Below are 15,995 nucleotides of genomic sequence, written 5' to 3'. Positions count from 1 at the left end.
CTCGTAGGCTGCGTGTGGATCAGGTAGTCAATGTGCGCAGCAGATTCTTGTAGTCCTCGCGGATGTCCGCGTCGGATTCCCTCAGTTCAGCAATCTTACGACAGGCATGCAGCACTGTGGTGTGATCGCGACCGCCGAATGCATTGCCGATTTCCGGCAGGCTGTGGTTGGTCAGTTCCTTGGACAGTGCCATCGCCACCTGACGGGGCCTGGCGACCGATCGGGAACGCCGCTTCGACAGCATGTCGGCGATCTTGATCTGGTAGTAATCGGCCGCGGTGCGCTGGATGTTTTCGATGCTGACCAGCTTGTCCTGCAAGGCCAGCAGATCCTTCAGCGACTCGCGGATCAGCTCGATGGTGATATCACGCCCCATGAAGTGGGCGTGAGCGATGACACGCTTCAGCGCGCCTTCGAGTTCACGAACATTCGAGCGAATCCGTTGAGCGATGAAGAATGCTGCATCGTGCGGCAGCTCGACCTTCGCCTGGTCGGCCTTCTTCATCAGGATGGCCACGCGCGTTTCCAGCTCCGGTGGCTCGACGGCTACCGTCAGCCCCCAGCCGAAACGCGACTTCAGGCGCTCCTCAAGCCCGTCTATCTCCTTCGGATAGCGGTCACTGGTGAGGATAACCTGCTGGCCGCCTTCAAGTAAGGCATTGAAAGTATGGAAGAATTCCTCCTGGGAACGTTCTTTCTTGGCGAAGAACTGGATGTCGTCGATGAGCAGCGCGTCGACGGAGCGGTAGAAACGCTTGAACTCGTTGATCGCGTTCAGCTGCAGTGCCTTGACCATGTCCGCGACGAAACGCTCCGAATGCAGGTAGACCACCTTGGCGTTCGGGTTCTTCTTCAGCAAATGGTTGCCGACCGCATGCATCAGGTGAGTCTTGCCCAGACCGACGCCGCCATAAAGGAACAACGGGTTGTAGCCGTGCTTGGGGTTGTCGGCTACCTGCCACGCCGCTGCTCGTGCCAGCTGGTTGGACTTGCCTTCCACGAAATTCTCGAAGGTGAAGGTCCGGTTCAGGTAACTGGTGTGCTTGAGCGCGCCCTCTACCTGCACCGTCCGCTCGGTACGAACCGCAGGGGCCGAGTTGCTCGCCACAGGCTCAGGGGCGTAGATCGGCGCCGAAACGACATCCGCTACCTGGCTGGCCTGCTGAACGGGCTCGGGCGGCGGCGCGACGGCCGCCGAAAGGGGCGCGTTAGGCGCCGGGCGCGAAGCCGCGCTGCGCTTGCTGCCGATAAGAAGGGACAGTGCCGGTGCGACTCCCGCGCCGCGCTCCCCGAGGAGTTCGAGCAGCCGTCCGAGGTACTTCTCGTTGACCCAGTCCAGAACGAACCGGTTCGGCGCATAGACGCGTAACTCCTCGCCTTCTGCCTCGACCTGCAGTGGCCGTATCCAGGTGTTGAATTGCTGGGCCGGCAGCTCGTCGCGAAGTATTTCCACGCATTGCTGCCAAAGTTCAACGGACACAGACGACCCCACAGAGTGAAAAAGCGACGAAAAAACAGCAGGCATTGTACGGGGCTGGCGGGCAGTTATCCACATTGCCCGACGTGGGGAAATGGTTAGAGACGTCGTACACGAAAATCATGGACAGGCAGAAATCCACGCGTTTCACTGTGGGTGAAGTGCCAATAACATATGTAAGAACCCGTGGGAAAACCTGTCGTTAACCTTACCTGTGGAAAACTCGCCCACTTGTCCAGAGCCTCTGCACAGGTCGGGCACATCCGCAGCACGTTTTCATCACAGTGTTGTAATCCGCTGCAGGCAGCAGCTGGTCCGGCCTTCACTGCTTTTTCCACAGAAAACAGGCTCACCATTAGTAGTCATATTCACCAAAGAGCTTATCTATTCTTCTCTTTATATTTCTCTGCAACGAAAGCGTTGGTTGGAAATTGACCTGTCCGTTCGGTTTCACTAGAATTGCCGGTCTCTTAAACGGGGGCCACTCCCGGCCCGTAGTGAGCACCAGGTAGAAGCATCATGAAACGCACCTTCCAGCCCAGCACCATCAAGCGCGCTCGTGTCCACGGTTTCCGTGCCCGCATGGCCACCAAGAACGGTCGTCAAGTCCTGTCGCGTCGCCGCGCCAAGGGCCGCAAGCGTCTGACCGTCTAATAATCCGGCACGGGTGGTGAGTCGAGACTTCAGTCGGGAAAAGCGCCTGCTTACACCCCGACAATTCAAGAGCGTATTCGACTCCCCCACCGGCAAGGTCCCCGGCAGGAATGTCCTGCTACTCGCGCGCGACAACGATCTTGATCATTCCCGCTTGGGTTTGGTGATCGGCAAGAAGAGCGTCAAGCTCTCCGTTGAACGCAATCGCCTGAAACGTCAGATCCGCGAATCGTTCCGCCTGAATCAGGACAGCCTGGTCGGCTGGGACATCGTGATCGTCGCGCGCAAGGGCCTTGGCGACCTGGACAATAGCGAACTGGTTCTGCAGTTCGGCAAGCTCTGGAAACGCCTCGCGCGCAATCGACCTCGCCTGCACACCCAAGCCGAACCTGAGGTCACCGACAGTCGTCATGCGTAAACTGGCCCTCGCATCGATCCAGTTCTACCGCTACGCCATCAGCCCGATGATGGCCAGCCACTGTCGCTTCTACCCCAGCTGTTCCTGCTACGCCCATGACGCCATCGAGCAGCACGGCGTGATGCGTGGCGGCTGGCTGGCCATGCGCCGGCTTGGCCGTTGTCATCCCTGGAATCCCGGCGGTTACGATCCGGTTCCCGCAGCGAAACCCTCCCGATCCCCTTCGATGGCCGAGTAATCATGGATATCAAACGCTCGATCCTGATCGTCGCCCTTGCGATCGTGTCCTACCTGATGGTCCTGCAATGGAACCAGGATTATGGGCAGGCCGCATTACCGCCGACGCAGAACCCTGTTGCGCAGAGCTCCAACCAGGCGCTGCCCGACGCTCCCAGTGCCACTGCCACCAGTGATGACGTGCCCAGCGCGACGGCCGAAGGCGAAGCGCAAATCGCGCCGAGCGCAGTCAGCAACGCGCTCATCCGGGTGAAGACCGACGTTCTCGACCTGGCGATCGATCCGCGTGGGGGGGATATCGTCCAGCTCAGCCTGCCGCAGTATCCGCGTCGTCAGGACCGTCCCGATGTGCCGTTCCAGTTGTTCGACAACGGCGGCGAACTGACCTACCTGGCGCAGAGCGGCCTGACCGGCGCCAACGGCCCGGATGCCCGCAGCTCCGGACGCCCGCTGTTCAACAGCGCGCAGCGCAGCTACGAATTGGCCGAAGGTCAGAATCAACTGGTGGTCGACCTGACCTACAGCGATGCCGGGGTCAACTACATCAAGCGCTTCACCTTCAAGCGCGGGCTCGATGCCTCTTGCTCGCCCAAGGAGCAGCAGCTGAAGAAGCCGGGCTGCGTGGACCCGTCCGCCTATCAGGTCGAAGTGCGCTACCTAATCGACAACCAGAGCGGCGCTACCTGGAACGGTAACCTGTTCGCCCAGCTCAAGCGTGACGCCAGCGGCGACCCGTCCTCGACCACGGCCACCGGCACGGCCACCTACCTCGGCGCGGCAATGTGGAAACCTGATTCGCCTTACACCAAGGTGAAAATGAAGGACATCGACAAGGCCCCGCTGAAGGAAACCGTGCAGGGCGGCTGGGTTGCCTGGCTGCAGCATTACTTCGTCACCGCCTGGGTGCCGGCGAAAGACACCACCAACGTGGTGCAGACCCGCAAGGACGCCCAGGGCAACTACATCATCGGCTTCACCGGTCCAACCGTAACCGTCGCCCCCGGCGCCAAGGCAGAGACTAGTGCGATCCTCTATGCCGGTCCGAAGATCCAGAAGTACCTCGGCGAGTTGTCGCACGGTCTCGAGCTGACGGTCGACTACGGCGTACTGTGGTTCCTCGCACAACCGATCTTCTGGTTGCTGCAACATATCCACAGCCTCCTCGGAAACTGGGGTTGGTCGATCATCGTCCTGACCATCATCATCAAGATGGCGTTCTTCCCGCTGTCTGCCGCCAGCTACCGTTCGATGGCGCGCATGCGTGCCGTCTCGCCGAAGATGGCCGCACTGAAAGAACAGTTCGGTGACGATCGCCAGAAGATGTCCCAGGCGATGATGGAGCTGTACAAGAAGGAGAAGATCAACCCGCTCGGCGGCTGCCTGCCGATCGTGGTGCAGATGCCGGTGTTCCTCGCGCTCTACTGGACGCTGCTGGAAAGCGTAGAGATGCGCCAGGCGCCGTGGATGTTCTGGATCACCGACCTGTCGATCAAGGATCCGTTCTTCATCCTGCCGATCATCATGGGCGCGACCATGTTCATTCAGCAGCAGCTGAACCCGACGCCGCCGGACCCGATGCAGGCCAAGGTGATGAAGCTGATGCCGATCATCTTCACCTTCTTCTTCCTCTGGTTCCCGGCCGGTCTGGTGCTGTACTGGGTGGTCAACAACTGCCTGTCCATCGCACAGCAGTGGTACATTACCCGCCAGATCGAAGCACGCACGAAGAAGGCAGAAGTCTGATTCACGCCGCGCGCACCTGTTGAACGAGACGCCCCATTTATGGGGCGTCTTGCTATCTGGAGAGCCCCGATGTCCACACCCCGCGAAACCATCGCCGCCGTCGCCACCGCACCCGGACGCGGCGGCGTGGGTATCGTGCGGGTGTCGGGTACGCAGGCGCGGCTAATGGCGGTCGCGCTGTCCGGCCGTGAACCGCGGCCACGGCATGCGCATTACGGTCCGTTCCTCGCCGAAGCGGGCCAGGTCATCGACGAAGGCCTGCTGCTGTTTTTTCCGGGGCCGAATTCGTTTACCGGCGAAGACGTACTCGAACTCCAGGGCCACGGCGGCCCGGTGATCCTCGACCTGCTGCTCAGGCGCTGCCTCGAACTGGGCGCCCGCCAAGCACGCCCGGGCGAGTTCAGCGAGCGCGCCTTCCTCAATGACAAACTCGATCTGGCGCAGGCCGAGGCGATTGCCGACCTGATCGAGGCAAGCTCCGAACAGGCGGCACGTAACGCGTTGCGTTCGCTGCAGGGCGAGTTCTCGAAACGTGTGCACGGCCTGACCGAGAGCCTGATCCAGCTGCGCATCTACGTCGAAGCGGCAATCGACTTCCCGGAGGAAGAAATCGACTTCCTCGCCGATGGCCACGTACTGCGGCGACTCGATGCCGTGCGCGAACACCTGCAGCAGGTCGTCCGGGAAGCCAGCCAGGGCGCGTTGCTGCGCGACGGCATGAACGTGGTCATCGCCGGCCGACCCAACGCCGGAAAGTCGAGCCTGCTCAACGCCCTCGCAGGCCGCGAGACGGCGATCGTCAGCGACATCGCCGGCACCACGCGCGACGTGCTGCGCGAACATATCCACATCGATGGCATGCCGCTGCACGTGATCGACACCGCCGGCCTGCGCGCTACGGACGACCAGGTCGAGAAGATCGGCGTCGAACGCGCGGTGAAGGCGATCAGCGAGGCCGATCGTGTGCTGCTGGTGGTGGATGCGAGCACGCCGGAAGCGCGCGATCCGTTCGCACTCTGGCCGGAGTTCTTCGACGTGCGCCCGGCGGCGGACAAGGTCACATTGATCCGCAACAAGGCCGATCTTTCCGGCGAGCCCACCGAACTGTCGGTCGCCGAGGATGGTCACGTCAGCATCGTCTTGTCCGCGCGCTCCAGCGACGGCCTCGAACTGCTGCGCGAACACCTGAAGGCCTGCATGGGCTACCAGCAGCTGTCCGAGGGCAGCTTCAGCGCCCGCCGGCGTCACCTCGAGGCACTGCGCCAGGCGTCCAGCCATCTCGAACATGGACGCGCCCAGTTGACCCTGGCAGGCGCCGGCGAGCTCCTGGCGGAAGACCTGCGCCTGGCGCAGCAGGCACTCGGCGAAATCACCGGCGCGTTCAGCTCCGACGACCTCCTCGGTCGGATCTTCTCCAGCTTCTGCATCGGCAAGTAGCCCCCGGAAGGGTTGCGGTCTCGCGGGTCGGGACGGCATTCGGCCATCCATTTTTCGGTCATTGAGCTTTGTGGATAACCCTGACTGTGCCCTGTAGGTAACGCGTCTCCAACGCGGAGGATAAACTCACCTGTGCATAACTGATGACTTAATACACAGGTTACGATCAGCCTAACCCCTGCTTTCACGCAGCTAGGGCACAAGTCTCACGAACGCTGTACATCAGGATTGGCGTGGCTTGTATCACGTTATCCACAGAAAATGGTTGCAGTAAGAATAAACATAGAAAACAAGCTTTATAAATTCATCTCTATTTATTCTTGTTAGCCGGACTCAGGAGCCACTCCCTTCTCAGGGTGAACCGATTGGCTAAATTTTGTGCAAAAGGCTTCATTCAGCCGACCTAACTCCCTATACTTGCCGGCTCCCTGATTTCCCAATCTCAACAGGCACGAGGTGCGTGGTGGATTACCCTTCCCGTTTCGACGTGATCGTCATCGGTGGCGGCCATGCCGGTACCGAAGCAGCGCTGGCTGCTGCCCGCATGGGGGTGAAAACCCTGCTGCTGACCCATAACGTCGAAACCCTCGGCCAGATGAGCTGCAACCCGGCCATCGGCGGGATCGGCAAGAGCCATCTGGTGAAGGAAATCGACGCCCTCGGCGGCGTGATGGCGCAGGCAACGGACAAGGGTGGAATCCAGTTCCGTGTGCTCAATAGCCGTAAGGGCCCTGCGGTGCGCGCCACGCGCGCCCAGGCCGACCGAATCCTGTACAAGGCCGCGGTGCGTGAGGTGCTGGAAAACCAGCCCAACCTGTGGATATTCCAGCAGGCCTGCGACGACCTGATCGTCGAGAACGAGCAGGTCAGGGGCGTGGTCACCCAGATGGGCTTGCGTTTCTTCGCCGAGTCCGTGGTGCTGACCACCGGCACATTCCTGGGCGGACTTATCCACATTGGCCTACAGAACTATTCCGGCGGCCGCGCCGGCGACCCGCCGTCGATCGCCCTGGCCAAGCGCCTGCGTGAATTGCCATTGCGCGTCGGTCGGCTGAAGACCGGCACGCCACCACGCATCGACGGTCGCTCGGTGGATTTCTCGGTGATGACCGAGCAGCCTGGCGATACACCGGTTCCGGTGATGTCGTTCCTCGGTTCGAAGGAACAGCACCCGACGCAGGTCAGCTGCTGGATCACCCATACCAATGCGCGCACCCACGAGATCATCGCCGCCAACCTGGATCGTTCGCCGATGTATTCGGGCGTCATCGAAGGGATCGGCCCGCGCTACTGCCCGTCGATCGAGGACAAGATCCATCGCTTCGCCGACAAGGACAGCCACCAGGTGTTCCTCGAGCCCGAAGGCCTGACCACCCACGAGCTGTATCCGAACGGCATCTCCACCTCGCTGCCCTTCGACGTGCAGTTGCAGATCGTGCAGAGCATCCGCGGGATGGAAAACGCGCACATCGTGCGTCCCGGCTACGCCATCGAGTACGACTATTTCGATCCGCGCGATCTCAAGTACAGCCTGGAGACAAAGGTCATTGGCGGGCTGTTCTTCGCCGGCCAGATCAATGGCACCACGGGCTACGAAGAAGCCGGTGCCCAGGGCCTGCTCGCCGGTGCCAACGCCGCGCTGCGTGCGCAGGGCAAGGACGCCTGGTGCCCGCGTCGCGACGAGGCCTACATCGGCGTGCTGGTCGACGACCTGATCACCCTTGGCACCCAGGAGCCGTACCGCATGTTCACGTCGCGCGCCGAGTACCGGCTGATCCTGCGCGAGGACAATGCCGATCTGCGCCTCACCGAGAAGGGCCGCGAACTGGGATTGATCGACGACGCGCGCTGGGCCGCGTTCTGCACCAAGCGCGTGGCGATCGAGCAGGAAGAACAGCGCCTGAAAAGCGCCTGGGTCCGGCCGAACACCCCGCAGGGTGACGCCGTCGCCGCGCGCTTCGGGACACCGCTCGCCCACGAATACAACCTGCTCAACCTGCTCAGCCGCCCGGAAATCGACTATGCCGGGCTGATCGAGATCACCGGCGAAGGCGTAGGCGATCCGCAGGTCGCCGAGCAGATAGAGATCCGTACCAAGTACGCCGGCTACATTGATCGCCAGCAGGAAGAAATTGCCCGCCTGCGTGCCAGCGAGAACATCCGCCTGCCCGACGACCTCGACTACGCCGGGATTTCCGGGCTGTCCAAGGAAATCCAGCACAAGCTCGGCCAGGCCCGCCCGGAAACCCTCGGCCAGGCCTCGCGTATTCCCGGCGTCACGCCGGCGGCCGTGTCGCTGCTGATGATCCATCTGAAGAAGCGCGGCGCTGGCCGCCAGCTGGAACAGAGCGCCTGATGGCGGTCACCGATCATCAGGCGCTGGAGCTTTCCCGGGGCGCCGAGCAACTCGGTCTGGCGCTCGACGCGTCGCAGCAACGCCGCCTGCTCGGTTACCTCGCGCTGCTCATCAAGTGGAACAAGGCCTACAACCTGACGGCGGTGCGCAACCCTGACGAGATGGTCTCGCGTCATCTGCTCGACAGCCTCAGCGTGGTGCCCTTCGTGGCCGACGCTGGAGAGCGCTGGCTGGACGTCGGCAGCGGCGGCGGCATGCCCGGCATTCCACTGGCGATCCTGTTTCCCGAACGCCATTTCACCCTGCTCGACTCCAACGGCAAGAAGACCCGCTTCCTCACCCAGGTAAAACTCGAGCTCGGCCTGAGCAACCTAGATGTGGTGCATGGTCGCGTCGAGGCGTTCACGCCCGAGCGGCCGTTCGACGGCATCTGCTCGCGCGCCTTCAGCGCCCTGGACGATTTCGCCAACTGGACGCGCCATCTGGGCGATGCATCGACCTGCTGGCTGGCGATGAAAGGCGTGCATCCCGATGACGAGCTGCAGGCGCTGCCGGACGACTTCCGCCTCGCCGCGACCCACGTGCTCAAGGTTCCCGGTTGCCAAGGCCAGCGCCATCTGCTGATACTGCGCCGCTCCTCATGACCCGGACCGACACCGACAATGGCTAAAGTTCTCGCCATCGCCAACCAGAAAGGCGGTGTCGCCAAGACCACGACCTGCATCAACCTGGCGGCCTCGCTGGTGGCCACCAAGCGCCGGGTGCTGCTCATCGACCTCGATCCGCAGGGCAATGCCACCACCGGCAGCGGCGTGGACAAGCTCGGTCTCGAACATTCGATCTACGACGTGCTGATCGGCGAATGCAGCCTGGTCGAAGCCATGCAGTTCTCCGAGCACGGCGGTTACCAGCTGCTGCCGGCCAACCGCGACCTGACGGCCGCCGAAGTGGCTCTGCTGGACATGCCGGCCAAGGAGAATCGCCTGCGCGAGGCGTTGGCCCCGGTCCGCGAGAACTACGACTACATCCTCATCGACTGCCCCCCGTCGCTGTCGATGCTCACCGTCAACGCCCTGGTCGCCGCAGATGGCGTGATCATCCCCATGCAGTGCGAGTACTACGCGCTGGAAGGGCTGACCGACCTGATCAACTCGATCCAGCGCATCGGCAAGATGCTCAATCCGACACTGAAGATCGAAGGCTTGCTGCGCACCATGTACGACCCGCGCATCAGTCTGACCAACGACGTGTCCGCCCAGCTCAAGGAGCATTTCGGCGACACGCTTTACGACACTGTGATCCCGCGCAACGTCCGTCTCGCCGAGGCGCCCAGCTTCGGGATGCCGGCGCTGGTCTACGACAAGCAATCGCGTGGCGCCCTGGCCTACCTGGCGCTGGCCGGCGAGCTGGCACGCCGTCAGCGGAGCGCCGGACGCACCGCAGTGGCGCCCGCCACACAAGCATAAGGAACTGGCATGGCCATCAAGAAACGAGGTCTCGGACGCGGACTGGACGCCCTGCTGGGCGGAACCAGCATCGCCGCCATGCAGGAAGAAGCCGCCCAGGTGGAAAACCGCGAGCTGCATTACCTCCCGCTCGACCTGATTCAGCGCGGCAAGTATCAGCCGCGCCGCGACATGGACCCCGCCGCACTGGAAGAACTGGCGCAATCGATCAAGGCCCAGGGCGTGATGCAGCCGATCGTGGTGCGTGCCATCGACGGTGGTCATTACGAAATCATTGCCGGCGAGCGTCGCTGGCGTGCCAGCCAGCAGGCCAATCTGGAAAAGATCCCGGCGATGGTGCGCGACGTCAGCGACGAGGCCGCGGTGGCGATGGCGCTGATCGAGAACATCCAGCGCGAGGACCTCAATCCGATCGAGGAAGCCTTCGCCCTGCAGCGCCTGCAGCAGGAATTCCAGCTGACCCAGCAGCAGGTCGCCGAGGCCGTGGGCAAATCGCGGGTCACCGTGACCAACCTGTTGCGCCTGATCGCCCTGCCGGAAGAGATCAAGACCCTGCTCGCCCATGGCGATCTGGAAATGGGGCACGCCCGGGCATTGCTCGGATTGCCGGCCGACCGCCAGCTGGAAGCTGCGCGACATGTTGTCGCACGAGGTCTGACGGTCCGTCAGACCGAGGCTCTGGTGAGGCAGTGGCTGAGCGACAAACCACAGGCCACCGAGAAGCCCAAAGCCGATCCGGACATCAGCCGTCTGGAACAGCGCCTCGCAGAGCGGCTGGGCTCTCCCGTGCAGATCAAGCACGGACAGAAGGGCAAAGGTCAGTTGGTAATCCGCTACAACTCGCTGGATGAATTGCAGGGCGTACTGGCGCATATCCGCTGAAACAAATGCTTATGCATGACGTGTAGCGGGTAGTCGGAAATCACTACCCGGCAGTTGAACGGGTAGGGAAGCGCCCCTATACTCTGCGCGCATTTTGGTCGGCATGAAATATGCCAAGTCGTTGATTTAACGGACGCCGACCTTCCAGAGGACGTTTGCGATGGATGCCCGCACGCCACAACGCCTGCCCCTCCATCGCCTGCCGGTTTTTCCGGTGTTGATCGCCCAACTGGTCCTGCTGCTGATCGCCGCTTCGTTACTGTGGCTTTCGCGAGGATCGGTAGCCGGTTACTCGGGACTCTGCGGTGGTCTGATCGTATGGCTACCCAATCTGTATTTCGCTCACAAGGCGTTCCGCTTCAGCGGGGCGCGGGCCGCACAAGCCATCGTCCGGTCGTTCTACGCCGGCGAGGCCGGAAAACTGATTCTGACGGCGGTGCTCTTTGCGCTGACGTTCGCAGGTGTGAAACCACTGGAGCCGCTGGCCGTATTCGGTGTGTTCCTGCTGACCCAGACGGTCGGCTGGTTTTCTCCCCTGCTGATGAGAAAACGACTTACGAATTAACGCGTTGAGGCAAACATGGCAGCAGAAAACGCTTCGGGCTACATTCAGCACCACCTGCAGAACCTGACCTTCGGGCGGCTGCCGAGCGGTGACTGGGGTCTTGCCCACACCGCTCAGGAAGCCAAGGAAATGGGCTTCTGGGCATTCCACCTGGATACCCTGGGCTGGTCGGTTGCGCTGGGTGTGATCTTCGTTCTGCTATTCCGCATGGCTGCCAGCAAGGCAACCTCCGGTCAGCCGGGTGCCCTGCAGAACTTCGTCGAGGTGTTGGTCGAGTTCGTCGACGGCAGCGTCAAGGACACCTTCCACGGCCGCAACCCGCTGATCGCTCCTCTGGCCCTGACGATCTTCGTCTGGATCTTCCTGATGAACGCCATCGACCTGATCCCGGTCGACTGGATCCCTCATGCGGCGATGGCGATCTCCGGTAACGAGCACATCTTCTTCCGTGCGGTTCCTACTACCGACCCGAACGCTACCCTGGGCATGGCTCTGTCGGTGTTCGCGCTGATCATTTTCTACAGCATCAAGGTCAAGGGCATCGGCGGCTTCATTGGTGAACTGACCCTACATCCTTTCAGCAGCAAGAACATCGCGGTGCAGGTCATCCTCATCCCGGTCAACTTCCTGCTCGAATTCGTAACCCTGGTGGCCAAGCCGATTTCGCTGGCCCTGCGGTTGTTCGGCAACATGTATGCCGGCGAGCTGGTATTCATCCTGATCGCCGTGATGTTCGGCAGCGGTCTGCTTTGGCTGAGTGGCCTGGGTGTGGTGCTGCAGTGGGCGTGGGCGGTTTTCCACATCCTGATCATCACCCTGCAAGCGTTCATCTTCATGATGCTGACGATCGTCTACCTTTCGATGGCGCACGAAGATAACCACTGATTGTTCGCTTTACCGCTTCATCTAAAACCCCTAACCAAGTCGACATAAGAGTCGGAGGAAAAATGGAAACTGTAGTTGGTCTTACCGCTATTGCCGTTGCACTGCTGATTGGCCTGGGTGCCCTGGGTACCGCCATTGGTTTCGGTCTGCTGGGTGGCAAATTCCTGGAAGGCGCTGCGCGTCAACCGGAAATGGTCCCGATGCTGCAAGTCAAGATGTTCATCGTCGCCGGCCTGCTCGACGCCGTGACCATGATCGGCGTTGGTATCGCTCTGTTCTTCACCTTCGCGAACCCCTTCGTTGGTCAAATCGCCGGCTGATCACTCGTCTTCATTCGAGTGAACCGGTTTGATGGACAACGAACGAGCGAGGTGTTGGCGTGAACATTAATGCAACCCTGATTGGCCAGTCCGTTGCGTTCTTCATCTTCGTGCTGTTCTGCATGAAGTTCGTGTGGCCTCCGGTCATCACGGCTTTGCGCGAACGCCAGAAGAAGATCGCAGAAGGTCTGGACGCTGCCAATCGTGCGACTCGCGACCTGGAGCTGGCCCAAGAGAAAGTGGGCGAGCAACTGCGCGAAGCGAAGACTCAGGCAGCCGAGATCATCGAGCAAGCCAAGAAGCGCGCGACCCAGATCGTCGACGAAGCCCGTGATCAGGCCCGTGTCGAAGCTGAGCGCGTCAAGGCTCAGGCTCAGGCCGAGATCGAGCAGGAAATTAACGGTGTCAAGGACGCGCTGCGTGCCCAACTGGGTAGCCTGGCCGTCGGCGGTGCCGAGAAGATCCTGGGTGCCACAATCGATCGAAACGCGCATGCGGAGCTGGTTGATAAACTGGCTGCCGAAATCTAAGCGAGGGCGATCATGGCAGAATTGACCACGCTGGCCCGACCTTATGCCAAGGCTGCTTTCGAGCACGCCCAGGCCCATCAGCAGCTGGCCGCCTGGTCGGCCATGCTCGGCCTGGCTGCAGCAGTGTCGCAAGACGCGCGCATGCAGAGCGTGCTCAAGGCTCCGCGTCTGACCAGTACAGAAAAGGCCGCCACCTTCGTCGAGGTGTGCGGCGACAAGTTCGATGCTCAGGTACAGAACTTCATCCATATCATCGCCGAAAACGAGCGCCTCGCGCTGTTGCCGGAAATCGCCGAACTGTTCGAGCTGTACAAGGCCGAGCAGGAGAAATCGGTCGATGTGGACGTGACCAGTGCCTTCGCATTGAGCGCCGAACAGCAAGACAAACTCGCCAAGGTTCTCAGCGCTCGGCTCAGCCGGGAAGTGCGATTGCACGCTGCGGAAGACGCCAGCCTCATCGGTGGTGTCGTGATCCGCGCAGGCGACCTGGTTATCGATGGCTCGGTTCGCGGCAAGCTCGCGAAACTGGCCGAAGCGTTGAAATCCTGAGTTTGAAGGGGCAGCAGAGCAATGCAGCAACTCAATCCTTCCGAAATAAGTGAAATCATCAAGGGGCGTATCGAGAAACTCGACGTCTCTTCCCAAGCCCGTAACGAAGGCACCATCGTCAGCGTTTCCGACGGTATCGTGCGCATCTACGGCCTGGCCGACGTTATGTACGGCGAGATGATCGAGTTCCCCGGTGGCGTCTACGGTATGGCGCTGAACCTGGAACAAGACTCCGTCGGCGCCGTCGTTCTGGGTAGCTACCTCGGCCTGCAAGAAGGCATGAGTGCCAAGTGCACCGGCCGCATCCTCGAGGTTCCGGTCGGTCCGGAACTGCTGGGTCGTGTGGTCGATGCCCTGGGTAACCCGATCGATGGCAAAGGCCCGCTCAACAACGTCGCTACCGACGCGGTTGAGAAGGTCGCGCCGGGCGTGATCTGGCGTAAGTCGGTCGACCAGCCGGTACAGACCGGCTACAAATCGGTCGATGCGATGATCCCGGTAGGCCGTGGCCAGCGCGAGCTGATCATCGGTGACCGTCAGATCGGCAAGACCGCTCTGGCCATCGACGCCATCATCAACCAGAAGAACAGCGGCATCCGCTGCGTCTACGTCGCCATCGGTCAGAAGCAGTCGACCATCGCCAACGTTGTACGCAAGCTGGAAGAGAACGGCGCCCTGGCCAACACCATCGTGGTGGCGGCGAGTGCTTCGGAATCCGCAGCGCTGCAGTTCCTGGCTCCCTACGCCGGCTGCACCATGGGCGAGTACTTCCGTGACCGCGGCGAAGACGCCCTGATCGTTTATGACGATCTGTCCAAGCAGGCTGTCGCCTATCGCCAGATCTCCCTGCTGCTGCGCCGTCCGCCGGGCCGCGAAGCCTACCCGGGCGACGTGTTCTATCTCCACAGCCGTCTGCTGGAGCGTGCTTCCCGCGTTTCCGAAGAGTACGTCGAGAAGTTCACCAATGGCGCCGTGACTGGCAAGACCGGTTCGCTGACCGCGCTGCCAATCATCGAAACCCAGGCCGGCGACGTTTCCGCGTTCGTTCCGACCAACGTGATTTCGATCACCGACGGCCAGATCTTCCTTGAATCGGCGATGTTCAACTCGGGTATCCGTCCGGCTGTCAACGCCGGTATCTCGGTATCCCGCGTGGGTGGCGCTGCTCAGACCAAGATCGTCAAGAAGCTTTCCGGTGGTATTCGTACCGCGTTGGCGCAGTACCGTGAACTGGCGGCTTTCGCCCAGTTCGCTTCCGACCTGGACGAAGCCACTCGCAAGCAGCTCGAGCATGGTCAGCGCGTTACCGAGCTGATGAAGCAGAAGCAGTACGCGCCGATGTCCATCGCCGAAATGTCGCTGTCGCTGTATGCCGCCGAGCGCGGTTTCCTGACCGACGTCGAGCTGGCCAAGATCGGTAGCTTCGAAGCTGCGCTGATTGCCTACTTCAACCGTGATCACGCCGATCTGATGGCGAAGATCAACGAGAAGGGTGACTTCAACGACGAAATCGATAAAGGCATCAAAGCCGGCATCGAGAAGTTCAAGGCCACCCAAACCTGGTAAGCCGCAGCGGGGTCGAAAGGCCCCGCCTGCTAACCCCATAGGTGTGAAATGGCAGGCGCAAAAGAGATTCGCAGCAAGATTGCGAGCATCAAAAGCACGCAAAAGATCACCAGCGCCATGGAAAAGGTGGCGGTCAGCAAGATGCGCAGAGCACAACAGCGCATGGCTGCCAGCCGTCCTTATGCCGAGCGCATTCGGCAGGTGATCGGCCATCTGGCCAACGCCAATCCGGAATACCTGCACCCGTTCATGATCGAGCGTGAGGTCAAGCGTGTCGGCTATATCGTCGTCACCTCCGACCGTGGTCTTGCCGGCGGCTTGAACACCAACCTGTTCAAAGCACTGGTCAAGGACATGAGCGCCCAGCGCGAGAAAAGCGCGGAGATCGATCTGGCGGTGATCGGGGGCAAGGGTGCGTCGTTCTTCCGTAGCTACGGCGGCAACGTGGTAGCGGCGATCAGCAACCTGGGCGAAGCGCCTTCGATCAACGACTTGATCGGCAGCGTCAAGGTCATGCTGGATGCCTACCTCGAAGGCCGTATCGACCGGCTGTACGTGGTCTCCAACAAGTTCGTCAACACCATGACCCAGAAGCCGACCGTGGAACAGTTGATTCCGCTGGTCGCCGAGGATAGTCAGGAATTGAAGCACCACTGGGACTATCTCTACGAACCCGATGCCAAGCAGCTGCTGGAAGGCCTGCTGGTGCGCTATGTGGAGTCGCAGGTCTACCAGGCGGTGGTCGAGAACAATGCGGCCGAGCAGGCCGCGCGGATGATTGCGATGAAGAACGCCACCGACAACGCCGGTGATCTGATCAGCGAATTGCAGCTGATCTACAACAAGGCGCGTCAGGCAGCGATCACTCAGGAAATCTCGGAAATCGTCGGCGGCGCTGCCGCGGTTTAAC

Annotated in this window: 17 protein-coding genes; 16 read left to right on the top strand and 1 reads right to left on the bottom strand. The window is 61.3% G+C overall.

Features of this window, described 5'->3' with window-relative positions; translation table 11 throughout:
• Positions 1-19: 19 nt before the first annotated feature.
• Positions 20-1,480: a chromosomal replication initiator protein DnaA gene (dnaA, locus tag B2X67_RS12815; RefSeq protein ID WP_286785715.1), complete on the bottom strand. Its 1,461-nt coding sequence runs from the start codon at positions 1,478-1,480 to the stop codon at positions 20-22.
• Between the two features lie 516 nt (positions 1,481-1,996).
• On the opposite strand from dnaA, the gene rpmH reads away from it, so the two are divergent.
• From rpmH to atpG, 16 genes are all read left to right on the top strand, one after another.
• A complete protein-coding gene (rpmH, locus tag B2X67_RS12810) occupies positions 1,997-2,131 on the top strand; it encodes a 50S ribosomal protein L34 (protein ID WP_090231431.1) in 135 nt (44 codons plus the stop codon).
• 16 nt (positions 2,132-2,147) lie between these two features.
• A complete protein-coding gene (gene rnpA / locus B2X67_RS12805) occupies positions 2,148-2,549 on the top strand; it encodes a ribonuclease P protein component (RefSeq protein ID WP_286785714.1) in 402 nt (133 codons plus the stop codon).
• Positions 2,542-2,787: a membrane protein insertion efficiency factor YidD gene (gene yidD, locus B2X67_RS12800; protein WP_090231433.1), complete on the top strand. Its 246-nt coding sequence runs from the start codon at positions 2,542-2,544 to the stop codon at positions 2,785-2,787. Before rnpA ends, yidD begins: the two co-directional genes overlap by 8 nt.
• 2 nt (positions 2,788-2,789) lie before the next feature.
• Entirely contained in the window at positions 2,790-4,529 is a 1,740-nt protein-coding gene (gene yidC, locus B2X67_RS12795) for a membrane protein insertase YidC (RefSeq protein WP_286785713.1), read from the top strand.
• 69 nt (positions 4,530-4,598) lie between these two features.
• The gene (mnmE, locus tag B2X67_RS12790; protein WP_282339164.1) at positions 4,599-5,966 is read left to right on the top strand and encodes a tRNA uridine-5-carboxymethylaminomethyl(34) synthesis GTPase MnmE; all 1,368 of its coding nucleotides are present in this window, start codon (positions 4,599-4,601) and stop codon (positions 5,964-5,966) included.
• A 463-nt stretch (positions 5,967-6,429) separates the two neighbouring features.
• Positions 6,430-8,322: a tRNA uridine-5-carboxymethylaminomethyl(34) synthesis enzyme MnmG gene (gene mnmG / locus B2X67_RS12785; RefSeq protein WP_286785712.1), complete on the top strand. Its 1,893-nt coding sequence runs from the start codon at positions 6,430-6,432 to the stop codon at positions 8,320-8,322.
• Positions 8,319-8,966, top strand: coding sequence for a 16S rRNA (guanine(527)-N(7))-methyltransferase RsmG (gene rsmG / locus B2X67_RS12780; protein ID WP_286785763.1), 648 nt, complete (start codon positions 8,319-8,321; stop codon positions 8,964-8,966). Before mnmG ends, rsmG begins: the two co-directional genes overlap by 4 nt.
• 18 nt (positions 8,967-8,984) lie before the next feature.
• The gene (locus B2X67_RS12775) at positions 8,985-9,788 is read left to right on the top strand and encodes a ParA family protein (RefSeq protein ID WP_286785711.1); all 804 of its coding nucleotides are present in this window, start codon (positions 8,985-8,987) and stop codon (positions 9,786-9,788) included.
• A 9-nt stretch (positions 9,789-9,797) separates the two neighbouring features.
• Entirely contained in the window at positions 9,798-10,670 is an 873-nt protein-coding gene (locus tag B2X67_RS12770) for a ParB/RepB/Spo0J family partition protein (protein ID WP_286785710.1), read from the top strand.
• A gap of 160 nt (positions 10,671-10,830) precedes the next feature.
• The gene (locus B2X67_RS12765; RefSeq protein ID WP_090231440.1) at positions 10,831-11,235 is read left to right on the top strand and encodes a F0F1 ATP synthase subunit I; all 405 of its coding nucleotides are present in this window, start codon (positions 10,831-10,833) and stop codon (positions 11,233-11,235) included.
• A 15-nt stretch (positions 11,236-11,250) separates the two neighbouring features.
• Positions 11,251-12,120, top strand: coding sequence for a F0F1 ATP synthase subunit A (atpB, locus tag B2X67_RS12760; protein WP_090231441.1), 870 nt, complete (start codon positions 11,251-11,253; stop codon positions 12,118-12,120).
• A gap of 62 nt (positions 12,121-12,182) precedes the next feature.
• Entirely contained in the window at positions 12,183-12,440 is a 258-nt protein-coding gene (gene atpE / locus B2X67_RS12755; RefSeq protein WP_003097235.1) for a F0F1 ATP synthase subunit C, read from the top strand.
• Between the two features lie 59 nt (positions 12,441-12,499).
• Positions 12,500-12,970, top strand: coding sequence for a F0F1 ATP synthase subunit B (locus tag B2X67_RS12750; RefSeq protein ID WP_090231442.1), 471 nt, complete (start codon positions 12,500-12,502; stop codon positions 12,968-12,970).
• Positions 12,971-12,982: 12 nt separating this feature from the next.
• The gene (locus B2X67_RS12745; RefSeq protein ID WP_286785709.1) at positions 12,983-13,519 is read left to right on the top strand and encodes a F0F1 ATP synthase subunit delta; all 537 of its coding nucleotides are present in this window, start codon (positions 12,983-12,985) and stop codon (positions 13,517-13,519) included.
• Between the two features lie 21 nt (positions 13,520-13,540).
• A complete protein-coding gene (gene atpA / locus B2X67_RS12740; RefSeq protein WP_282339169.1) occupies positions 13,541-15,085 on the top strand; it encodes a F0F1 ATP synthase subunit alpha in 1,545 nt (514 codons plus the stop codon).
• 48 nt (positions 15,086-15,133) lie between these two features.
• Entirely contained in the window at positions 15,134-15,994 is an 861-nt protein-coding gene (atpG, locus tag B2X67_RS12735) for a F0F1 ATP synthase subunit gamma (RefSeq protein WP_090231445.1), read from the top strand.
• The last annotated feature ends 1 nt before the right edge of the window (position 15,995 follow it).

Origin of the sequence: Pseudomonas sp. UBA3153 (assembly GCF_002364635.1) — a bacterium.
Lineage (GTDB): Bacteria > Pseudomonadota > Gammaproteobacteria > Pseudomonadales > Pseudomonadaceae > Pseudomonas_O > Pseudomonas_O kuykendallii.
The sequence above is the reverse complement of the archived record's forward strand: the minus strand, read 5'-3'. Positions and strand labels throughout refer to the sequence as shown.

Excerpts from the sequence above, each read along its gene's own strand:
- B2X67_RS12775 (WP_286785711.1), top strand. The coding sequence starts at position 8,985 with ATGGCTAAAGTTCTCGCCATCGCCAACCAGAAAGGCGGTGTCGCCAAG.
- atpG (WP_090231445.1), top strand. The coding sequence starts at position 15,134 with ATGGCAGGCGCAAAAGAGATTCGCAGCAAGATTGCGAGCATCAAAAGC.
- mnmE (WP_282339164.1), top strand. The coding sequence starts at position 4,599 with ATGTCCACACCCCGCGAAACCATCGCCGCCGTCGCCACCGCACCCGGA.
- yidC (WP_286785713.1), top strand. The coding sequence starts at position 2,790 with ATGGATATCAAACGCTCGATCCTGATCGTCGCCCTTGCGATCGTGTCC.
- atpE (WP_003097235.1), top strand. The coding sequence starts at position 12,183 with ATGGAAACTGTAGTTGGTCTTACCGCTATTGCCGTTGCACTGCTGATT.
- atpA (WP_282339169.1), top strand. The coding sequence starts at position 13,541 with ATGCAGCAACTCAATCCTTCCGAAATAAGTGAAATCATCAAGGGGCGT.
- yidD (WP_090231433.1), top strand. The coding sequence starts at position 2,542 with ATGCGTAAACTGGCCCTCGCATCGATCCAGTTCTACCGCTACGCCATC.
- rpmH (WP_090231431.1), top strand. The coding sequence starts at position 1,997 with ATGAAACGCACCTTCCAGCCCAGCACCATCAAGCGCGCTCGTGTCCAC.
- B2X67_RS12745 (WP_286785709.1), top strand. The coding sequence starts at position 12,983 with ATGGCAGAATTGACCACGCTGGCCCGACCTTATGCCAAGGCTGCTTTC.
- B2X67_RS12770 (WP_286785710.1), top strand. The coding sequence starts at position 9,798 with ATGGCCATCAAGAAACGAGGTCTCGGACGCGGACTGGACGCCCTGCTG.
- atpB (WP_090231441.1), top strand. The coding sequence starts at position 11,251 with ATGGCAGCAGAAAACGCTTCGGGCTACATTCAGCACCACCTGCAGAAC.
- B2X67_RS12765 (WP_090231440.1), top strand. The coding sequence starts at position 10,831 with ATGGATGCCCGCACGCCACAACGCCTGCCCCTCCATCGCCTGCCGGTT.